This is a genomic window from Streptomyces sp. NBC_01476 (assembly GCF_036227265.1).
Lineage (GTDB): Bacteria > Actinomycetota > Actinomycetes > Streptomycetales > Streptomycetaceae > Actinacidiphila.
Map to the genome: position 1 here is coordinate 7,741,021 of NZ_CP109446.1, position 19,237 is coordinate 7,760,257.

Consider the following 19,237-nt stretch of genomic DNA (forward strand, 5'->3'; position numbering starts at 1 on the left):
GGGCTCGCCGCTTCACAGCACGCTCCTGGGCCGGAACTCCGGCTCGGTGGAGGCGTCCGTCATGAGGGCGTAGACGCTGCCCTCCTGCCCGGCCGCGCCGCCGTGCCGCCCGTCCGGGGTGAGGGCGAGCGCCCGCAGCTCGGCGCGGAACTCGTCCGGCAGCGTCGCCGCGTCGGCGAGCGCGTCCCGGCAGGCGTCGGACGGGTCCCGGCCGGCCGCCAGCAGGTCGACGATCGTACGGGCGGTGCCGCCGCGCATGCTCAGCTCGCCGCGGCCGGTGCAGGCCGCCCCGCCGGCCCGCAGATCGCACCAGTTGCCGGCCCCGGGGAGCGCCGAGTCGCCCACCCGGCCCGGGTACTTGTACGGGTAGCCCGAGGTGGACACGCCGACGCACATCTCCCCGGCGGCGTCCAGCGCGATGATGTTGATGGTGCCCCACGGGCCGTCGTGCGGCGCCAGCCGGCGGATCAGCGCGAGCGCGCTCTCCCGGTAGCGGGCGTCGCCGTCGGTGGCGGCGGTGTTCTCGCCCTCCACCGACTCCCGTGACTGGCGGACCTGCTTGTGCCACAGCGCCCGCGACTCGTCGGTGAGCAGATCGGCCGTGGCGAAGCCGCACTCCGCGGCGAAGAGCGCCGCGCCCTCGCCCACCAGCAGGCTGTGCTGCGGCAGCTTCTCCAGTACCGCCCGGGCCACCGAGATCGGGTTCGGATAGCCGCGCAACGCGCCCACCGCACCGAACTGCCGCCCCGAGCCCAGCATCAAGGACGCGTCCAGCTCGACCACGCCCTGCGCGTTGGGCAGCCCCGCGGTGCCCACATAGTGGTCGGCCGGGTTGTCCTCGCAGCGCCGCATCGCGGCCTCCACCGCGTCGAGCGCCGACCCGCCGCGCCGCAGCACGTCCCTTCCGGTCGGCAGCCCGATCTCGCTGCGCTCGCTGCCGATGATCACCGCTTCCGGCATGTTCCTCCTGTCCGGTGCCCACCCGTCCGGCCCCGCCCGTACCGCAGCCGTCCGGCCGGGAGGTACGAGGACCGCTTACGTGTACATGGCCGCAGTCTCGCACCCGCCCCCCGCCGTCGCGCGCCCACCCCCCGCCGACCTGCCGGAACGCGCCGCCGGACCGGACACGGCAGGGGCGGCTCGAGGGACAGCGCAAGGGCCCGGCCGGGGCGGTTCCGGCCGGGCCCGCCACCCGCGGCGCCGCGTCAGGAGGCGAAGGCGTCGACCCCGGTCCGCTCGGCGGACAGCGCCCACAGCCGGGCCGCCTGCTCGGGGTCGGTGGCCCAGGAGCGCACCCCGCTCATGGTGGTGTTGTCGTCGTCCGAGATCGGCTCCGCGATGTCGCAGTCCTCGCAGTAGACCCCGCCCAGGCCGTCCAGCAGCCGGGAGGTGGCCGCCCACACCTGGGTGGCGGCCCCCTGCTCGGTGGTCTTGAAGTTGTGGTTGATCTGATTGCCGTCGGCGTCCACCCAGCCGAAGTCGACCATCTCCTGGCGGGACAGGTGCCGCTGCAGCGGGGTGAGGATGCCGCCCGGGTGGACCGAGAAGGCCCGCACCCCGGCCGGTTCGGCGAGCTTGTCCAGGTGGAGCGCGAAGAGCGCGTTGGCGGTCTTCGCCTGCCCGTACGCGGCCCACTTGTCGTAGCCCTGGGTGAAGTCGATGTCGTCCCAGCGGATGCCGGAGCGGCGGTGGCCGCTGGAGGAGACGGCGACCACCCGGCCGCGGCCGCGGGCGATGGCCGGCCAGAGCCGGTTCACCAGGGCGTAGTGGCCGAGGTGGTTGATGCCGAACTGCGACTCCCAGCCGGGGCCGACGGTGGACTTCGGGGCGGCCATCACCGCCGCGCTGTTGATCACGTAGTCGATCGTGCGGCCGGAGTCGAGGAACCGGCCGGCGAAGGCGGCGACCGATGCCTGGTCGGCCAGGTCCAGCTCGTCCACCTCCACGCCGTCGATCTTGGCGAGGGCCTCCCGGGCGGCGTCCGGCCGGCGGGCCGGTACCACGACGTGGGCGCCGGCGCCGGCCAGCGCGCGGGTCGCCTCCACGCCGATGCCGGAGTAACCGCCGGTCACCAGCGCGAGCTTCCCGGACAGGTCGACGCCTGCCAGGACCTCGGCGGCGGTGCTGCGGGCGCCGAACCCTGAGTTGATGCTGTGCTGCGGTGTCGTCATACGCTCCACGCTACGAACTGGAGTGCACTCGAAGGCAAACCGGCGTCCGTGGCGCGCCGCCGGCTCAGCCGGCCGGGCGCGCTGCCCGGTGCGAGCCGCAGCGGGCCGCGGGGCCACGAGGCCGCAGGGGGAACTGGAGGGAGCCGCGGGCGCGGCCGGAGCCGGAGGGAGCCGGCACTGTTCACAGCGTGAAATCCCGCACTGCTTCTTGACTGCTCGCCACCGCCACTTGACACTGCCTTACGGATCAGGAATGCCCCTGATCCGCAGAGTGAGAGCGTTTTCAACAGGCTGAATCAAAGGGTGACTTTGGTAGATGTCCCCTGAATCCGTAGTACAGAGCGCGAAACACCCCCACAATCACCGCGCTGACCCGGTGTTCACTCCGCGAACCCGGGTGAAAGGACCACCACTTATGCGCACCACCATCTCCGAGGGCCGTACCGGACCCGAACGGCGCCGCAGCCGCCGGGCCATGGCAATTTTCGGGGCACTGCTGCTCGCCCTGGTCGGACTGCTCGGGCTGACCCAGACCATCGGTTCCGCCTCGGCGGCCACCGACTACACCCAGAGCGTCAGCCAACTGAGCGCGACCCAGGCGCAGATCACCTTCACTCCCACCACCGCCGCGGCCTACGTCGACGCCCACTACCTGGTCAACGGCGCGAACCAGCAGAACGTGCGGATGACCAACACCGCCGGCACCTGGACCTGGACGGTCGGCTCGCTGACCACCGGATCGGTGCTCGACTACTGGTTCACCTACGAGAAGAGCGGTCCCCAGTTCGACACGCCGCACTTCACGTACACCCAGGGCAGCGGCGGCGGCACCACCGGCGGCACCACCACGCCGCCACCGGGCACCGTCGCCACCCCGTCCTTCAGCCCGGCGGGCGGCACCTTCACCACCGCCCAGAGCGTCACGATCTCCGACGCCACTTCCGGCGCGGCGATCCACTACACCCTTGACGGCTCCACGCCGACCGCGAGTTCGCCCACCTACAGCAGCGCGCTCAGCATCGGCGCGACCACCACGGTCAAGGCCCTCGCCACCAAGTCCGGGTCGGCCAACTCCGCGGTGGCCAGCGCCACCTACACCATCAACACCGGTTCGCAGGCCGGCTGCCCGGCGCAGTCCGACACCCCGGACTTCGGCCCGAACGTGCACATCTTCGACCCGTCGATGGGCGACGCGGCGATCCAGGCCCAGCTGGACGCCCAGTTCAACCAGATGAAGGACACCAACACCGCCCAGTTCAGCGAGAACCGGGTGGCCGACCTCTACAAGCCGGGTACGTACAACGTCCAGGACAACGTCGGCTTCTACACCTCGGTGGCCGGCCTGGGCCAGAACCCGGACCAGGTGACCATCAACGGTGACGTCACCGTCGACGCCTTCAACGCCTCCGACGCCGGCAACGCCACCCAGAACTTCTGGCGCTCGGCGGAGAACCTGGCGATCAACCCGTCCAGTGGCACCGACCGCTGGGCCGTGGCGCAGGCCGCGCCGTTCCGCCGCATCGACGTGCACGGTGGCCTGGACCTCTACCCCGCCAGCTACGGCTACGCCAGTGGCGGCTACATCGCCGACACCAAGGTCAGCGGCCAGACCGCCTCGGTCTCGCAGCAGCAGTGGTACACCCGGGACAGCAGCTTCGGCAGCTGGGCCGGCGGCGTGTGGAACATGGTCTTCTCCGGCGTCGGCGGCGCCCCCGCCAACACCTTCCCCAACCCGCCCGAGACCACCCTGGCCACCACCCCGGTCTCCCGCGACGTCCCGTACCTGTACATCGACAGCACCAACAAGTACCGGGTCTTCCTGCCCTCCCTGCGGACCAACGCCTCCGGTCCGAGCTGGGCGAGCGGCAGCACCCCCGGCACCTCGCTGCCGATGAGCCAGTTCTACGTGGTCAAGGCCGGTGACACCGCGGCCACCATCAACAACGCGCTCTCCCAGGGCTGCAATCTGTTCGTCACCCCGGGCGTCTACCACCTGAACCAGACGCTCAACGTCACCAAGGCCAACACCGTGGTGCTGGGCATCGGTTACCCGACCTTCGTGCCGGACAACGGCGTCAACGCCATGCAGGTCGCGGACGTGGACGGGGTACGGCTCAAGGGCCTGCTCTTCGACGCCGGCACCACCAACTCCCAGGCCCTGCTGACCGTCGGCCCGTCCGGATCGACGGCGAGCCACGCCGCCAACCCGACCACCATCCAGGACGTCTTCTTCCGGATCGGCGGCGAGCACGTCGGCAAGGCCACCAACAGCCTGATCGTCAACAGCAGCAACACGGTCATCGACCACATCTGGGCCTGGCGCGCCGACCACGGCACCGGGGGAACGGTCGGCTGGACCACCAACACCGCCGACACCGGGCTGACCGTCAACGGCAACAACGTCCTGGCCACCGGCCTGTTCGTCGAGCACTACCAGAAGTACGAGGTGGTGTGGAACGGCCAGGGCGGCAAGACGATCTTCTTCCAGAACGAGATGCCGTACGACCCGCCCAACCAGGCGGCCTGGATGAGTTCGGCCTCGGTCAACGGCTACGCCGCCTACAAGGTGGGCGCGAACGTGACCACCCATGAGGCGTGGGGGCTGGGCAGTTACTGCTACTTCAACGTCAACCCGGCGGTGAACAGCTACCACGCGTTCGAGGTTCCCAACACCTCGGGCGTGAAGTTCCACGACGCGCTGACCGTGTCGCTGGGCGGGGTTGGCACCATCACCCACGTCATCAACGACACAGGTGCGGTGACGGCGTCCAACACCACACCGAGCAACGTCGTCAACTTCCCGTAGCGCGTGTGTCCCTGACCTGACGTCAGGCGGGGAGAACGGGAAAAGGGCCGCCGGAGGCCAGGTGTTTGGCCTCCGGCGGCCCAGCCGCATGACGTCCGCTCCAGGCGGCGCCGGCGGTCGGGTGCCCGCGTTGCCGGGCGCCGGCTACTGGATGCCGGCGTCCTTGCACGGCTGGGCGAACTCGCCGGTGCAGATCTGGGCGGCCGTGTAGAGGTGGTACTTGGTCACGATGTCCTTGACGTTCGCCTTGGTGATCGAGGCGGCGGTCAGCAGCTTGCTGGGGACCTTCTGACCGGAGCCGCTGGCGACGGTGGTGTCGGTGAGGGACGCGATGGACTTCCCGTTCAGCAGGTTGATCGCCAGCTCGGCGGTGGCGTCGGCCTCCGGCTGGTAGTCCTTGAAGACCGTCGCGGTCTGGGCGCCGGTCAGAATCCGCTGGATACCGGCGAGTTCGGCGTCCTGGCCGGTCAGCGGAACATGCAGGCCCGCGCCCCGCAGCGCGGTGGCGATACCGCCGGCCATGGTGTCGTTGGCCGAGTAGACGCCCTTGATGTTCTTCGCGCCGATCTGGGTGATCGCCGCGTTCACCTTCTGGGTGGCGATGTTGTCCTTCCACAGACCGCTCTGCTCATAGGCGATGTCCACCTTGCCGTCGAGGACCTTGTGGGCACCGGCCTTGAACTGGGCGGCGTTCGGGTCGGCGTCGTCGCCGTTGATCATGACGATCTTGGCCTGCGGGGTGGCGGCAGGACCCATGGCGTCCAGCAGCGCCTGGCCCTGCAGCTCGCCGACCTTCTCGTTGTCGTACGAGACGTACGCCGACACCGGCCCCTGCGCCAGCCGGTCGTACGACACCACCTTGATGCCCTTGTCGACCGCCGACTGGACCGAGGACTTGACGCCCGCCGAGTCCTGGGGGTCCAGGATGAGCACCTTGACGCCCCTGGTGATCATGCTGCTGATCTGCTGTGCCTGGGTCTGCGGCTGTCCTGCGGCGTTGGCGTAGTCGACCGTGCAGTCGGCGCACAGCTCCTTGATCTTCTTCTCGATCAGTGGCCGGTCGAACTGCTCGTACCGGGCGGTGACGGTGTCCGGCAGCAGCAGGCCGATGACCTTGCCCTTGCCGCCGGAGTTGTTGTCCTTGTCGCCGCCCGTTTTGCCGCACGCGGCCATGGCGAACGCCAACGACACCACGGCTGTGCCCACGACCACTCGACGCGTCATCGCGCTCATAGAACGTCGCCTCCCCGGACAGGGCCGCAACGGCGCGACCCGAGTGCGCAGAGTCAACTGGTATGTGTCGGGCACGTCAATAAGTGAAGACGCAGCTGCCTGTTGCGTAACCAAATTGCTCCCTACGGCTCTTGGTCGCGCTCTCAGGTCCGTCATTAGGACGGTGCCCTGCGCTCCACACCGTCAGGTGTCCACCGGACTCGCGCCGTTAGGGCAAAAACCGATCAAACCCCGGAAGGGGATCCGGCCGTCCCGATGGCCGGATCCGGCCCGTCCCGACGCAGCGACGCCCCGGCACTCCGACCGTGGTCGGAGCGCCGGGGCATCGGGGCCGGCACCCTCTGGTGCGGGACCGGAGCCGGCCGGGCGGGTCAGCCCTTGCTCGACCCCAGCGACAGGCCCGCGATGAACTGCTTCTGCAGCAGCACATAGACCACCAGGGTCGGGATCGCCGCGATCATCGCTGCGGCCGCGATCATGTTCTGGTTGCTGACGAACTGCCCCTGGAGATTGGCCAGTGCGGAGGTGACCGGCCGCTTGTCACCCGACGACATCAGGGTGATCGCCCAGAAGAAGTCGTTGTAGATCCAGGTGGTGAGCAGGGTCGCCAGCGCCGCCAGCGCCGGCCGGCACAGCGGCACCGTGAGCCGCCAGAACCGGGTCCACAGTCCCGCGCCGTCGACCAGCGCGGCCTCGTACATCTCACCGGGGATCGACTTCATGTAGTTGCTCAGCACGAAGACGCAGAAACCCAGCTGGAAGGCCACGTTGATGACGACCAGGCCGAAGATCGAGTTGTACATCAGGCCGCTGCCCGCCAGGAAGTGCGGCAGCGGGATCTTCAGGTAGATCCGGAAGAGCGGGGTGATGATGACCTGCTGCGGCAGCAGGTTGCCGGCCGTGAAGACGATCAGCAGCGCGATATTGATCTTGACGTTGACCCGGGTGAGGACGAACGCCACTCCGGACGCCAGGGCCAGCACGATGATCACCGACGGCACGGTGATCAGCACCGAGTTCCAGAAGAAGTGGAGCATGTCCGACTGGGACCAGGCGTCACTGAAATTCTTGAACGTGAAGCTGTGCGGCATCGAGACGTAGCCGTACTTGCGGGTCTCGGAGTACGGCCGTACCGCCACGTACAGCGCGAAGAGGATCGGCAGGACCCACAGCACGCAGGAGACGATCAGGAACAGCTGCGAGGCGGCCTGGCCCAGCGGCCGGCGCCGCCGCCCGGGGCCGCCGCCGGCGGGCGTCGCGGCCTGCAGCCGGGGAAGGGTCTCGGCGCTCACTGCGATTCCTCTCGCCGGAAGGTCTGGTAAAGGAAGATCGAGATGGGCACCAGGGAGATCAGCAGCAGGACGACGCCGAGCGCCGAGCCGAAGCCGACCCGCTGCGTCTCACCGACGATGTTCGAGGTCACCAGCACCGACAGCAGTTCGAGGCCGTTGATGCCCTTGTTGGTGATGTACACCAGGTCGAAGGCGCGCAGCGACTCGATGACGGTGACGACCATGATGACGATGTTGATCGGCCGCATGACCGGGAAGATCACCCGCCAGAAGGTCTGCCAGGCGTTGGCCCCGTCGACCAGCGCGGCCTCGCGCAGCGTCGGGTCGACCGCCTTCAGACCGGCGAGATACAGCACCATCACATAACCGGCCTGCCGCCAGGTCGCCTCCAGCAGCACCGCCCACAAGTTGAGATGCGGATTGCCCAGCCAGTCGATGGAATTGCCGTTGTGATTACGGCCGATGACGGTGTTGATCAGGCCGTAGTCCTGCGAGTAGACGAACTCCCAGATGATGCCGATCAGCGCCAGCGAGAGCATCACCGGCAGGAACAGGATGCTCTGGTACATCCGGCTGCCCTTGATGCCGCGGTCGATGACAACCGCGAAGAGCATGCCGAGCGGTGTCGCGATCAACACGAACACGGCCAGCCAGATCAGGTTGTGCCGCACGGCCGGCCAGAACTCCGGGGAGATCGTGACGGCCTGGTGGTAGTTCTGGATGCCGTACACACAGCCGTTGTTGAGGATCGACGGCAGGTTCGGCTTGCAGGTCGTGGTGGGGTGCAGGCTGCCGACGCCGTTCCACTTGGTGAACGACAGCAGCAGCGTACCGATGGCAGGGAACCAGACGAACGCCAGGTCCAGCAGCAGCGGTATGCCGAGCAGCAGGGCCACCACGACGCGGTCGCGGGTGCTCAACGTGCGCACGCCCCGGCGGCGGCGTCGGACCGGACCCTCCTTCTGGGGTCCGGTCGTCGTCGCCGCCGCCGGGTTACGCACCTGGGAGGCGGAACTCATCAGGAATAGATCGCCTTCGCCTGGGACTCCGCGCTCTTCTGCAGAGCCGCGATGTTGCCGGTGCTCGGGTCGTCGATGAACTTCTGGATGATCGCGATCATCGCGTCGGCCATCGCCGGGTCGGCGTCGCGGTCCATGAACTGGGCCACCGCCTTGCACTTGGCGATCTCCTGCACCGACTTCTTCTGGATGGCGTTGTACGTCGGCACCTGCAGGCCGTTGACCAGGCCGACGTCCCACTGGTCGGTCTTGAGGTACTCGGCCTCGGCCGGGCCGGTGCCTATGTACTCCAGGATCGCCTTGGCGGCGTCCACGTTCTTCGCCTTCTTGCTGAGCATGAAGCCGTCGGTGGGGGCGTCCATGTAGTCCTGTCCCCACTGCGGGTTGATCGCGGGGAAGGTGAAGAAGTCCAGGTCGTCCAGGTCCGCCTTGTCGGTGACGTACTGGGCGGCCACCTGGTTGGTGCCCTGGAACATCATGCCCGCCTTCTTCTCCTCCAGGGCCTTGGCGGAGTCCTGCCAGATACGGCCGTTCGCGCCGCTCTGCATGTAGGGCATGATCTCGGCCCAGTGCTGGAAGACGGTGTGCACGCCCTGGTCGGTCCACGGCACCTCGTGCTTCATCAACTTGGCGTGGTAGTCGTACCCGTTGATGCGCATGTTGAGGATGTCGAAGGTGCCCAGCGCGGGCCAGCCGTCCTTGTCGGCGAAGGCGATCGGGATGATGCCGTCGGCCTTCATCTTCTTCGCCAGCGCCACGTACTCGTCCCAGGTGGTGGGGACGGCGTAGCCCTTCGAGGCGAACTGGCTCTTGTTGTAGAAGACGACCCACGGGTAGTTGTAGATCGGCACCAGGTACTGGTGGCCGTCGATGCCGGTGGACAGCTTCTTGGCGGCCGCGCTGAAGTTGCCGCCGATCTTCTCCCACACGTCGTCGATCGGCTGGGCCAGGCCCTGCGCGGCGAAGTACTGCATGCGGTAGCCGGCGAACCAGGTGAACAGGTCGTCCGGCGTCCCCTGCAGGTAGCTGGTGATGTTCTGCTGGAACGTGTTGTGGTCGACCGTGTTGATCTTCACCTGCGCCTTGGTCGACGCGGTCGCTGCGGTGGTCAGGGCGGCGAAGGCGGACTTGACCGCGGGGTCGGAGTAGTTGGACCCGAACGTCACCGTGGCGCCGGCGACCTTGCCCGTTCCACCGCTCGACGTGCTCGATGAGTCCTTCTTGTCATCCGAACCGCCGCAGGCGGTGAGCAGACCTCCGGAGACGACGGCCAGTCCCGCGCCGGCGGCCACACCCCTGAGCAGATTCCTGCGCGTCGGGGACAGGCCCGTTTCCGTGCTGCTGCCCGACGACTCGACGTCCGACATGGTGCCTCCATGTGTGTGTGGGCGTATCCAAGAAGCGGAAGGCGAAAATGTTGGCGGGAGCGGACATTCCAGCGGCTCTAGCGCCGATCCGTTTCCAACAGAAGTCACCAAGATGAAACGCCATCGCAACTGCAGGGTAGTTCTACGCCACATGCAGGGGGCCGTCAACGTTCTGATCCGGATGCGTTGCCGTACCGTGATGTCCCAGCGGTGTTGGAACATGTTTGCTTCCGGTCGTGACCGCTCATCGGTCGACCGAACCGGGGACTGTGGACCCGTCAATTCCTTCCGTTCGAACGGCGAACTCCCCATCATCAGCGTTCAACCTGCCCCTGCGCTGCGGCGTAACTCACGTCCGGCCCGTCCGGGTGCCGGCCAAGACGCGTCGAAACAGGGGGAGTAGAGGAGAAGCCGGGACCAAGAGGAATGTTTCACCCGCACCGGCGCCGCGCTCGCGGGTGGTTACCGGGGAGTCCGGTTTCCGTACGTGCTCGGTCGGTGTCAGTCTGTCGTCATGAAGGGCAACGTTCCGCAGGAGACAACGAGTTTCGTCGGCCGGGCGCCGGAACTCGCGCGACTGGACGCGGCGTTGGCGCGCCACCGGCTGGTCACGCTGACCGGGCCGGGCGGAGTCGGCAAGACCAGGCTGGCCCAGCGGGTGGCGTCGGGCGCGACCGCCGGGCAGCGGCCCGGCCGAATCGGTTCTGCCGAGTCCGGGGCCGAGTCCGGGGCGGGCGCCGGGCCCGAGGCCGCGACCGGGACCCATGCCGGAACCACTGCCGGGGACGACCCTGCGGCGGAGGCGGAGGCTGACACAGCCGCGGAAGCCCGCGCCGGCGGCAGCGTCGCGGTGCAGGGGGACATCCGCTTCCCCGACGGCACCTGGTGGGCCGACCTCGCCACGCTCGACGGCCCCGGCCTCCTCCTGGAGACCGTGAGCGACGCCCTCGACCTCGCCGACCACTCCCCGCGGATGCCGGTCGAGGCCCTGTGCGAATGGCTCGCGGACAAACGGCTGCTGCTCGTACTGGACTCCTGCGAGCACCTGGTGGACGCGTGCGCGCACCTCGTGGGGGAGTTGCTCACCGCGGCCCCCGGCCTGACCGTACTGGCCACCAGCCGCCGCCCGCTGTCCTCCCGGGTGGAGGAGATCCAGGAGGTGAGCCCACTGCCGGCCGGCGGCCCGGAGGCACTGGACCTGTTCACCGAGCGGGTCACCGGCCGGCTGGGCCCCGGCCCGCTGGCCGAGCCCGGCGCCCCCGAGGCCGCCGACTCCATCTGCCGCCGCCTGGAAGGCATTCCGCTGGCGATCGAGCTGGCCGCGGCCCAGGTCGGACCGGCCCCCGTCACCGAGATCGCCGCCAGGCTCGGCTCCCGTTTCGACGTCCTCGCCCGCTCCGGCTTCGTCTGGCCCCGCCGCCACCAGACGCTGCGGACCGCCATCGGCTGGAGCCACGAACTGTGCGCCCCCCTGGAACGGCTGCTCTGGGCCCGGCTCACCGTCTTCCGCGGCGCCTTCGACCTCGACGCCGCCCGGGCGGTCGCCGCCGGCGGGCCGCTGTCCTCCGGACAGGTGGCCCCCACCCTGCGACGACTGGTCGACCAGAGCGTGGTCCGCAGGATCAGCACCGACGACGGCGACCGCTACCGCATGCTCGACACCCTGCGCGAGTACGGCCACGAGTGGCTCTGCGAACTCGGCGAGGTCGCCGCCACCGCGGAACGGCACGCCGAGCACTTCACCGGCCTGGCCCGCCGCGCCGACGCCGGCTGGCCGGGCCCGGACCAGATCCCGGGCTACCGGATGATCGAGGACACCCACACCGATCTGCGGACCGCCCTCGACCACTGGCTCGCCCACGACCCCGCCAAGGCCGCGGAACTCGCCGGACTGCTCGTCTACTTCTGGACCTGCTGCGGCCACCTCAAGGAAGCCCGCAGCTACCTCGAACGCGCGCTCGCTGTGCACACCGTCCCCGGCCCGGCCAGGACCCAGGCCGTCATCGGCTTCGGCGTGACCGTCGCCCTGCAAGGGGACTACGACCTCGCCGCCACGGTCAGCGCCGAGGCACAGGCCGCGGCCGAGGCGGACGGCGCCGAGGAGGGGCTGCTCGGCGCGGCGGCCCTCGGCGGACTGCTGGCCATGCTGACGGGACAGCCGCAGAAGGCCATCGACACCGTACGGGCCGCCCTGAGCGCCGCCCCCGGCTCCGCCTTCGGCTCACCCGACCGGCTGCGCTGCAACCTGGTCGAGGTGCTCTCGCTCACCGCGCTGGGCTCCTTCGCCGAAGGCCGGGCGCGGGCGCTCGAACTGCGGGAGCACTGCGTACGGGCCGGCGAGGTGTGGACCCGCTCCTATCTGGACTACCAGCTCTCCGTGGTGGCTCTCTTCTCCGCCGCGCCCGCCGACGCGGCGGCGTACGCCCGCACCATGCTGGAGAGCAAACGTCTCCTCGGCGACGCTTTCGGGATCGCGCTCGGCCTGGATCTGCTGGCCGCCGCCCTGGCCGCCGACGGGCAGGCGGAACAGGCCGCGTCCGTCTACGGCACGGGGGAGACGTACTGGCGCAGCGTCGGCCATCTCCAGCGCGGCGCGCCGGAACTGCGTATGGTGCGCGAGCGGTGCGAGGAGACCGTCCGCGCCGCTCTCGGCGAGGCCGGCTACGCGGCTGCCTACGCCCGGGGCGCCGCCGCCGACGCCTCGACCGCTCTCGCCCGGGCGCTGCTGCCGGGGCAACGGGGCCCGCACTGATCTCTCCCGGGGTGCCGCCTCCTTTTCCGCCGTGGGGAAGAGATCATGTTCCGGTGAGGAAGTCCGGGCGGGCCTTCGCGGTTAGCACGGTGGGCGGCGCCGCCGGGCGCCGCCGGCCGCAAGGTCCGATCCGAACCGACCGCCCGGGTCGGCGACGGTCTGAAAGGTTTCGATGAATGGTTCCCATGACTGCTGAGATCACCGTGCCCGTGGGCGCCCGGCACACCCGGATCCTCGGCGTCGGCGCCTACCGGCCCCGGCGGATCGTCGACAACGCCGAGGTGTGCCAGTACATCGACTCCTCCGACGAGTGGATCCGGGCCAGGACCGGGATCAGGACCCGTCGCTGGGCGAGTCCCGACGAGACGCTCGGGGCGATGGCGGAACACGCCGCGAGCAAGGCCATCGCCGCGGCCGGACTGGTCCCGGGCGACATCACCTGCGTGATCGCGGCGACCTTCACCCATCTGATGCAGACTCCGGCCATCGCGACCGAGATCGCCCACCGGATCGGCGCGACCCGGGCGGCCGGCTTCGACGTCTCCGCGGGCTGCGCCGGCTTCGTGCACGGGGTGGTGCTCGCCTCCGACGCGGTGCGGGCCCGCGGCGGTCACGTCCTGGTGGTCGGGGTCGAACGGATGACCGACATCCTCGACATGACCGACCGTTCCACCGCCTTCATCTTCGGCGACGGCGCGGGCGCGGTCGTGATCGGCCCCTCCGACACACCCGGCATCGGCCCGGCCGTCTGGGGCGCGGACGGCGGACAGGCCGACGCGATCTCCCAGAGCGTGCCCTGGGACGTACTGAAGAAGGATCCCGGGCATCCTTTTCCCGCGCTGCGGCAGGACGGGCAGCGGGTCTTCCGCTGGGCGGTGTACGAGATGGCCAAGGTCGCCCGCCGGACCCTGGACGAATCAGGCATCAGCCCCGAGCAGTTGGACGCCTTCATCCCGCACCAGGCGAACGAGCGGATCATCGACAGCATGACCCGCTCGATGGGGCTGCCAGAACGGGTCGTCGTCGCCAAGGACATCGTGACCAGCGGCAACACCTCGGGTGCGTCCATCCCGCTGGCCATGGAGGCGGTGCTGGCCTCCGGCGAGGTGGTCGCGGGCGACACGGCGCTGCTGCTCGGTTACGGTGCCGGTCTTTCGTACGCCGCGGTGGTCGCCACTCTTCCCTGATGCCGCGGCGCCCCCCGGCGGCGGCCGAGGGGGACGGGAACGCACGAAACGGCGGTGGTCCGCACACCACCGCCGCCGCGTGTCCACGCCCTGCCGTACCGGGTCTCCGCCGGCGGCCGGGCCTGTCAGGGCGTCCGGCGCCGCCGGAAAGCTTCGGGCGGGGAGTTCGCTCCGCCGGTCGGCCGCGCGCTCGCGATCATTGCAGAGCCCGCTGTACCACCGAAAGGAACCGGCCACTCTGGGAGCGCTTTCCGGACTCACCGGCCGGTGCCGCCGCTGGGACCGGTCCGGACGATCGCCGCAAAGCCCCCGGCCGGTGATGGCCGGAACCCACCCGTCCCACCGTCAACAGAGCGCGTCCAGCGCGGTTTCCAGCCGCGGCCCCACGAACTCCCGCACCCAGGTGAGGTGTTCCCCGCCGTAGCCGCGGGGTACCACCTCCACCAGCATGATCAGATACAGGTAGCAGCGGTAGAGCGCGATCCGCCGCAGGGCCGCGTCGTCGAAGCCGGTACGCCCCCCGCCCGCGCCGTAACCGGCCAGGAAGGCGGCGTCGCTCTCGGCGGCGTCGGCGAAGAGCGACATCGAGGCGAAGTCGGCCAGCGGATCGCCCCAGAACATCCGCTCCCCGTCGATCAGTCCGCTGATCACCCGCCCGCCGGCCGGCCCGTCGAGCAGTACGTTGCCCGGCCACAGGTCGAAGTGCACCAGCGCGGGCACCGTCACCTCGTCGAGTGCCGGCGCGGCGGCGGCCAACGCGGCCCGCAGTTCCGGCACTTCCCGCGGCAGCCAGGGCCGGTACCTCTCCGCGTCGTCCAGAACAGCGCCGGTCATCGCCGCGAAGGCGGGCGCCCAGCGGTCGGCGAGCGGGCCGGTGCTCTGCGCCGGGTAGCCGAAGCCGGGGCCCTTGACGGCGTGCAGCCGGGCCACCAGCGTGCCCAGTTCGGACCGCAGCCGGTCGCGTTCCGCGCCGCTCAGCGCACCGGCGATGCCGTGCCAGGGCACGCCGGGCAGGTGCGTCATCAGCAGGAAGGGAGGGTGCGGGCCGGCCTCGTCGGGTTCGCTGTGGAGCACCCGCGGCGCAGCCACCGCCGCCTCTTGGGCCGCCGCGTAGAACTGCGCCTCGCCGTACAGCAGTCCGGCCTCGTAGACCAGTCGCGGTACCGTCGCCGGCGGCGGGACCTTCAGCACCACCCGGGCGCCGTCGGTGAGTTCCACCGCGTACAGCCTGTTGTAGGTGCCGCCGGCCAGTGGCCGCAGTTCCGCGATCCGCGCCGGGGCCACCCCGGCCCGCGCCAACAGCCGGGCCACCGGCTCCACTTCAGGCCCGCTCACGATCATCCCGGCCTCCCCGTACTCGCGCGCCCACACCCTACGCGGTGGACGGCCCCCGGCCGAGGGCGCCGACGGCGGGCGGCTTCGCGGGGCAGGTGCGGGACCGAGCCGGACGGACCGCGCCCGCACGACGGCGATCGGGGTCGGCCCGGAGGACGCGCCGGAGGTGCACGGCGGCTGCCGGGAGAACCGGTCCGCTTCCCGCCGGCCGGCGGGGACCCCCGGAAGGAAGAGCCCGGAGCCAATCGCGCCGGGCCGGATCGCTGGCTCTGCCTTGCGCCGTGTGCTCTCCCGGTCGGCGGCCGGGCGGGTGCTTCTCGGGGGCCGGGCGATTAGGCACCGCGACAGTCGGTCATAAATCTCGCAAAGTCTGTAAAGCGGAAAATATGACAAGCCGGGATCCGGGGACGACAGCACACCGCACGACCCGGGCACCCGGCGGACGTGAAGGAGCGCCATGAGCCAGGGCGGGATCGCGGAGCGGCAGGCGGACCCGGACGCCGGTGAGCCGGGCGGCGGCCCCGCCCGTGCCCGGCGCCGCAGAAGGCTGCTGCCCTGGAAGCACAAACGGGACCTGACACCGGCCCAGCTGCGCCGCCGCAAGCTCACCACCCGCGGCGCCCTCGGCGTCTGCGTGATCTGCGCCGGCACCCTCGGCTGGTCGGTCGGCAAGGCGCTCACCTACCCCGGCAAGGACAGCACCACCGCCCGGCTCGCCGAATGGGCACGCGACCACGAACTCGGCTTCGTGGTCGACCAACTGGAGGACTGGCAGTACCGGATGAACCCGCCCAAGGTCGGGGGCTCGCTCTCCCCCGACGCGCTGGCCCGGATGAACGCCACCGCCCCCGTATCCGGCCCGTCCCCCGCCCATGTGGCGGCCCAGCCGCTGGTCCCGCTGCACGCCCCGCTGCCCGCACCGGTCAGCCCCGCACTGCCCGGCGAAGGCGTCTACCGCACCCTCGCCAGCTCCCACGGCGAGCCCATCGTCCAGGGCACCTACGTCCGCCCGGACGGCGAGCACACCTCGTACGAGGCCGCCGTCGCCTGGATCAGCGGCACGTACTCCCGCTTCGAGCTGCACCCCGGCTTCCGCGAGCCCGGCGAGACCTTCGACGTGCCCCCGACCATCCCCAAGGGCGAGCGGGCCGGCCTGGTCGCCACCTGGAACGGCGGCTTCCGGATCACCGACGGGGGCTCCCGCGGCGGCTTCTACCTCGACGGCAAGACCGCCGGCCGGCTGCGCGACGGCGCCGCCTCCGAGGTCTTCTACCGCGACGGCTCCATCAAGATCGGCGTCTGGGGCCGGGACGTCCGGATGACCCCCGACGTGGTGGGCGTCCGGCAGTGCCTGGAACTGATGGTCGACGGCGGCAAGGTGGTGCCCGACATCGACGACGACGCCAAGTGGGGCGTCAGCGACCAGAGCAAGAACTACGTGCCCAGGTCCGGTGTCGGCGTCACCGCCCAGGGCGACATCATCATGGTCGTCGGCCAGGCGCTCTCCGCGCACACCCTCGCCGACCTCATGCAGCGGGCCGGCGCGGTCCGCGCGATGCCACTGGACATGAACCGGGCCTGGCCGTCCTTCATGTCCTACGACGGCACCGCGGACCCCGCCAACCCGAAGCCCACCAACATCCTCGACTTCGAGGACCCGCCGGACCGCTACTACGTCCAGGCCACCCGTGACTTCGTGGCGGTCTACGGCCGCTGACCGGCCCCGCCTCACGCCCGCTGCCGGACCGGCGGCCCCGCGGCCTCGGCGAACGCCCGGATCCTGGCGTTCGCCCGGGACGCCCGCCACACCGGCCCCCAGTCCAGCGTGGGTGTGTCGTGGAAGGGGACGAAGGCCACGTCGTCCCTGGCGTGCGACCGGGTGGCGTGCGCGCCGACCGGGAAGACACCCCGGCCTGCCCCGACCAGCGCCAGGATCTCCGGGAAGGTCGCCGCCGAGCCGCCTTCCGGGATCGCCCGGCCGGCCGGCGTCAGGCGCGGCGAACCCGGCTCCCGCCAGTGGTCGGGCAGCGAACAGGGCGCCCGCAGCACCGCCACCTCCGCCAGGTCCTCCACCGACACGGAACCCCGCCCGGCCAGCGGATGCGCGGCCGGCACCGCCAGCAGCCGCGGCTCGGAGAGCAGCACCGGACCGTTCGCCAGATCGGGCCCGGTCAGCGGGAGACAGGTGATCAGGACGTCCAGCTCGTCCGCCCGCAGCCGGGTCAGCGCCTCGCCCAGCCGCACTTCGAGGATCGCCACCTCGCAGTCCGGGTGCCGGCCGCGGAACGGATCGGTGGCCAGATCCATCAGCTGACCGGCGGCGGCCCCGACGAAGCCGACCCGCAGCACCCCGGTGACCCCGCGGCCGGCCGCGACCGCGGTGGCCAGCGCCGCCTCCAGCCGCTCGAACGCGGGCCGCAGGTCGTCGTGGAGCCGCTGTCCGATCGGGGTCAGCGCCACGCTGCGGCTGGTCCGCTCGAACAGCGGCGCGCCGACCCGGCGTTCCAGCTTGCTGATCACCTGGCTGACCCGGGCGGTGGTCACCCGCAGCCGGACCGCGGTCCGCCCGAAGTGCAGTTCCTCGGCGAGAGTCAGGAACGCCTCGATCTCGTACCGCTCCACGCCCCCGCCCCCCGTGTCGTTGTGATCTTTCCTGCATTAAACCGTACTTAACGATCAGGCAGTTCATCGGTCAACTCCGGGCCGGCGTCGGCGCCGGGACCCGGCGGTCCCCGGGCCGGCCCGGATCCGCGCGGATCACCCCCGGCAGGCCGTAGGCTCGGGGACATGGCGGGAGAGGAAACGGGACCGGAAGTCCGGCACGAGACCCCGGAGGGTGGGCGGCCCCCGCGGGGCGCCGGCCAGATCTACGCGACCGGCGGCAGCGTGCGGGTGGACAGCTGGATCTGGTGCGTGCGGCTGACCAAGACCAGGTCGGCGGCGGCCACCGCCTGCCGGGCGGGCCACGTCAAGGTCAACGGTGACCGGGTCAAGCCCGCCCAGGCGGTCCGGGTCGGCGACGAGGTGCGCCTGGTGCACGCCGGCCGCGAACGCGTGGTCGTCGTCTCCAAGCTGCTCAACAAGCGGGTCGGCGCCCCCGTCGCCGTCGAGTCCTACGTCGACAACAGCCCGCCGCCGCCCCCGCGCGAGGACGTCCTGGCCCTCGGCGTACGCGACCGCGGCGCCGGCCGGCCCACCAAGCGGGACCGGCGGGCGATGGAACGGCTCCGCATCCTCGGCCCGCGCCCGCCGGCCGGCGACTGAGCCACCCGGTCCAAGAGGGCGAGCACCCCCTGCCCGTCCGCGTCCAGCTCGCGTACGGCCCGGGGGTGTCGCCCCGGGTCCGCACCGCTGCGATCAGCGGCGGCAGCACCGTGTCGTAGCAGCGGAAGGCGTCCGGGAAGGCGGTGCCCAGCAGGCGGGGGTGGAGTACGTCCATGGCAGACCTCGCAGGCGGCCGGCGCGCTGGGGCCGGCGAGGGGACGGACACAAAACAGTGGGTGGCGACCCACTATTGGTCCGAGCCTACAATGAGCCCCATGGACCCGCTGGCCGCACCCCCCACGCTGATCGGCCTCACCACCTATCTGCTGTCGAAGACCGGCAAGGCCGCCCGCTCCGCGCTCGCCGCCGAACTCGCCCGCCGCGGCCTGCGGTTGTGGCACATGGCGATCCTCGCCGCGCTCGCCGACTTCGGCCCGCACGCCCAGCGCGAACTCGCCGACCGGCTCGCCATCGACCCCAGCGACCTGGTCAAGGTGATCGACGAACTGGCCACGCCCGGCTATGTCGAGCGCACCCGCGACCCCGCCGACCGCCGGCGGGTGCGGATCGTCCTCACCCCGGCGGGCCGCGCCGCGCTCGCCGATCTCCACGACCGCGCCGCGACCGTGCAGGACGTGGTCCTCGCGCCGCTCTCCGCCGCGGAACGGGCCACCCTGCAGGCCCTCTTGCTGCGGGTCCACGCCGGGATGGAGGAAACCGCCCGCCAGGCGGCGGCCGGATCCCCGCCTTCGTAGACTCGCGGTGCCGGTTCGCGGGAGGCGCGGTCCACCCGCCGCCACGCCGGCACCCG

14 protein-coding genes are annotated in these 19,237 nt (G+C 70.9%); 6 read left to right on the forward strand and 8 right to left on the reverse strand.

What is annotated here, in order from left to right; all coding sequences use genetic code 11:
* Positions 1–12: 12 nt before the first annotated feature.
* Both OG552_RS33555 and OG552_RS33560 read right to left on the reverse strand, forming a co-directional pair.
* On the reverse strand, positions 13–960 hold the full coding sequence (locus tag OG552_RS33555) for a N(4)-(beta-N-acetylglucosaminyl)-L-asparaginase (RefSeq protein ID WP_329139473.1): 948 nt from the start codon (positions 958–960) through the stop codon (positions 13–15).
* Positions 961–1,205: 245 nt separating this feature from the next.
* The gene (locus OG552_RS33560; protein ID WP_329139475.1) at positions 1,206–2,171 is read right to left on the reverse strand and encodes an SDR family NAD(P)-dependent oxidoreductase; all 966 of its coding nucleotides are present in this window, start codon (positions 2,169–2,171) and stop codon (positions 1,206–1,208) included.
* 475 nt (positions 2,172–2,646) lie between these two features.
* Here OG552_RS33560 and OG552_RS33565 point away from each other — a divergent pair, with 475 nt between their 5' ends.
* Entirely contained in the window at positions 2,647–4,977 is a 2,331-nt protein-coding gene (locus OG552_RS33565) for a chitobiase/beta-hexosaminidase C-terminal domain-containing protein (RefSeq protein ID WP_443071224.1), read from the forward strand.
* 144 nt (positions 4,978–5,121) lie between these two features.
* Here the strand turns inward: OG552_RS33565 and OG552_RS33570 are convergent, their stop codons facing one another.
* From OG552_RS33570 to OG552_RS33585, 4 genes are all read right to left on the reverse strand, one after another.
* Positions 5,122–6,210, reverse strand: coding sequence for a sugar ABC transporter substrate-binding protein (locus OG552_RS33570; RefSeq protein WP_329139477.1), 1,089 nt, complete (start codon positions 6,208–6,210; stop codon positions 5,122–5,124).
* Between the two features lie 371 nt (positions 6,211–6,581).
* Entirely contained in the window at positions 6,582–7,502 is a 921-nt protein-coding gene (locus tag OG552_RS33575; protein ID WP_329139479.1) for a carbohydrate ABC transporter permease, read from the reverse strand.
* Positions 7,499–8,521, reverse strand: coding sequence for a carbohydrate ABC transporter permease (locus tag OG552_RS33580; protein WP_329139481.1), 1,023 nt, complete (start codon positions 8,519–8,521; stop codon positions 7,499–7,501). Before OG552_RS33580 ends, OG552_RS33575 begins: the two co-directional genes overlap by 4 nt.
* Complete coding sequence (locus OG552_RS33585) at positions 8,521–9,888, reverse strand: ABC transporter substrate-binding protein (RefSeq protein WP_443071102.1); 1,368 nt, start codon at positions 9,886–9,888, stop codon at positions 8,521–8,523. Before OG552_RS33585 ends, OG552_RS33580 begins: the two co-directional genes overlap by 1 nt.
* Before the next feature lie 514 nt (positions 9,889–10,402).
* Here OG552_RS33585 and OG552_RS33590 point away from each other — a divergent pair.
* Positions 10,403–12,640: an ATP-binding protein gene (locus tag OG552_RS33590; protein WP_329139483.1), complete on the forward strand. Its 2,238-nt coding sequence runs from the start codon at positions 10,403–10,405 to the stop codon at positions 12,638–12,640.
* A 185-nt stretch (positions 12,641–12,825) separates the two neighbouring features.
* Complete coding sequence (locus tag OG552_RS33595) at positions 12,826–13,827, forward strand: beta-ketoacyl-ACP synthase III (RefSeq protein ID WP_329139485.1); 1,002 nt, start codon at positions 12,826–12,828, stop codon at positions 13,825–13,827.
* A gap of 345 nt (positions 13,828–14,172) precedes the next feature.
* On the opposite strand, the gene OG552_RS33600 is transcribed toward OG552_RS33595, so the two are convergent.
* A complete protein-coding gene (locus OG552_RS33600; protein WP_329139487.1) occupies positions 14,173–15,162 on the reverse strand; it encodes a phosphotransferase family protein in 990 nt (329 codons plus the stop codon).
* A 457-nt stretch (positions 15,163–15,619) separates the two neighbouring features.
* Here OG552_RS33600 and OG552_RS33605 point away from each other — a divergent pair, with 457 nt between their 5' ends.
* Positions 15,620–16,879, forward strand: a complete 1,260-nt coding sequence (locus tag OG552_RS33605; RefSeq protein WP_329139489.1) for a phosphodiester glycosidase family protein — start codon at positions 15,620–15,622, stop codon at positions 16,877–16,879.
* Positions 16,880–16,890: 11 nt separating this feature from the next.
* On the opposite strand, the gene OG552_RS33610 is transcribed toward OG552_RS33605, so the two are convergent.
* The gene (locus OG552_RS33610) at positions 16,891–17,784 is read right to left on the reverse strand and encodes a LysR family transcriptional regulator (protein ID WP_329139491.1); all 894 of its coding nucleotides are present in this window, start codon (positions 17,782–17,784) and stop codon (positions 16,891–16,893) included.
* Between the two features lie 165 nt (positions 17,785–17,949).
* Here OG552_RS33610 and OG552_RS33615 point away from each other — a divergent pair, with 165 nt between their 5' ends.
* Positions 17,950–18,426, forward strand: coding sequence for an RNA-binding S4 domain-containing protein (locus OG552_RS33615; RefSeq protein WP_329139493.1), 477 nt, complete (start codon positions 17,950–17,952; stop codon positions 18,424–18,426).
* 275 nt (positions 18,427–18,701) lie between these two features.
* Entirely contained in the window at positions 18,702–19,181 is a 480-nt protein-coding gene (locus OG552_RS33620) for a MarR family winged helix-turn-helix transcriptional regulator (RefSeq protein ID WP_329139495.1), read from the forward strand.
* Positions 19,182–19,237: the final 56 nt, after the last annotated feature.

What these genes read in the sequence shown, in the direction of transcription:
- OG552_RS33585 (WP_443071102.1), bottom strand. Translation starts at nt 9,888, where the DNA reads ATGTCGGACGTCGAGTCGTCGGGCAGCAGCACGGAAACGGGCCTGTCC.
- OG552_RS33555 (WP_329139473.1), bottom strand. Translation starts at nt 960, where the DNA reads ATGCCGGAAGCGGTGATCATCGGCAGCGAGCGCAGCGAGATCGGGCTG.
- OG552_RS33570 (WP_329139477.1), bottom strand. Translation starts at nt 6,210, where the DNA reads ATGAGCGCGATGACGCGTCGAGTGGTCGTGGGCACAGCCGTGGTGTCG.
- OG552_RS33560 (WP_329139475.1), bottom strand. Translation starts at nt 2,171, where the DNA reads ATGACGACACCGCAGCACAGCATCAACTCAGGGTTCGGCGCCCGCAGC.
- OG552_RS33580 (WP_329139481.1), bottom strand. Translation starts at nt 8,521, where the DNA reads ATGAGTTCCGCCTCCCAGGTGCGTAACCCGGCGGCGGCGACGACGACC.
- OG552_RS33565 (WP_443071224.1), top strand. Translation starts at nt 2,647, where the DNA reads ATGGCAATTTTCGGGGCACTGCTGCTCGCCCTGGTCGGACTGCTCGGG.
- OG552_RS33620 (WP_329139495.1), top strand. Translation starts at nt 18,702, where the DNA reads ATGGACCCGCTGGCCGCACCCCCCACGCTGATCGGCCTCACCACCTAT.
- OG552_RS33590 (WP_329139483.1), top strand. Translation starts at nt 10,403, where the DNA reads ATGAAGGGCAACGTTCCGCAGGAGACAACGAGTTTCGTCGGCCGGGCG.
- OG552_RS33615 (WP_329139493.1), top strand. Translation starts at nt 17,950, where the DNA reads ATGGCGGGAGAGGAAACGGGACCGGAAGTCCGGCACGAGACCCCGGAG.
- OG552_RS33605 (WP_329139489.1), top strand. Translation starts at nt 15,620, where the DNA reads ATGAGCCAGGGCGGGATCGCGGAGCGGCAGGCGGACCCGGACGCCGGT.
- OG552_RS33595 (WP_329139485.1), top strand. Translation starts at nt 12,826, where the DNA reads ATGACTGCTGAGATCACCGTGCCCGTGGGCGCCCGGCACACCCGGATC.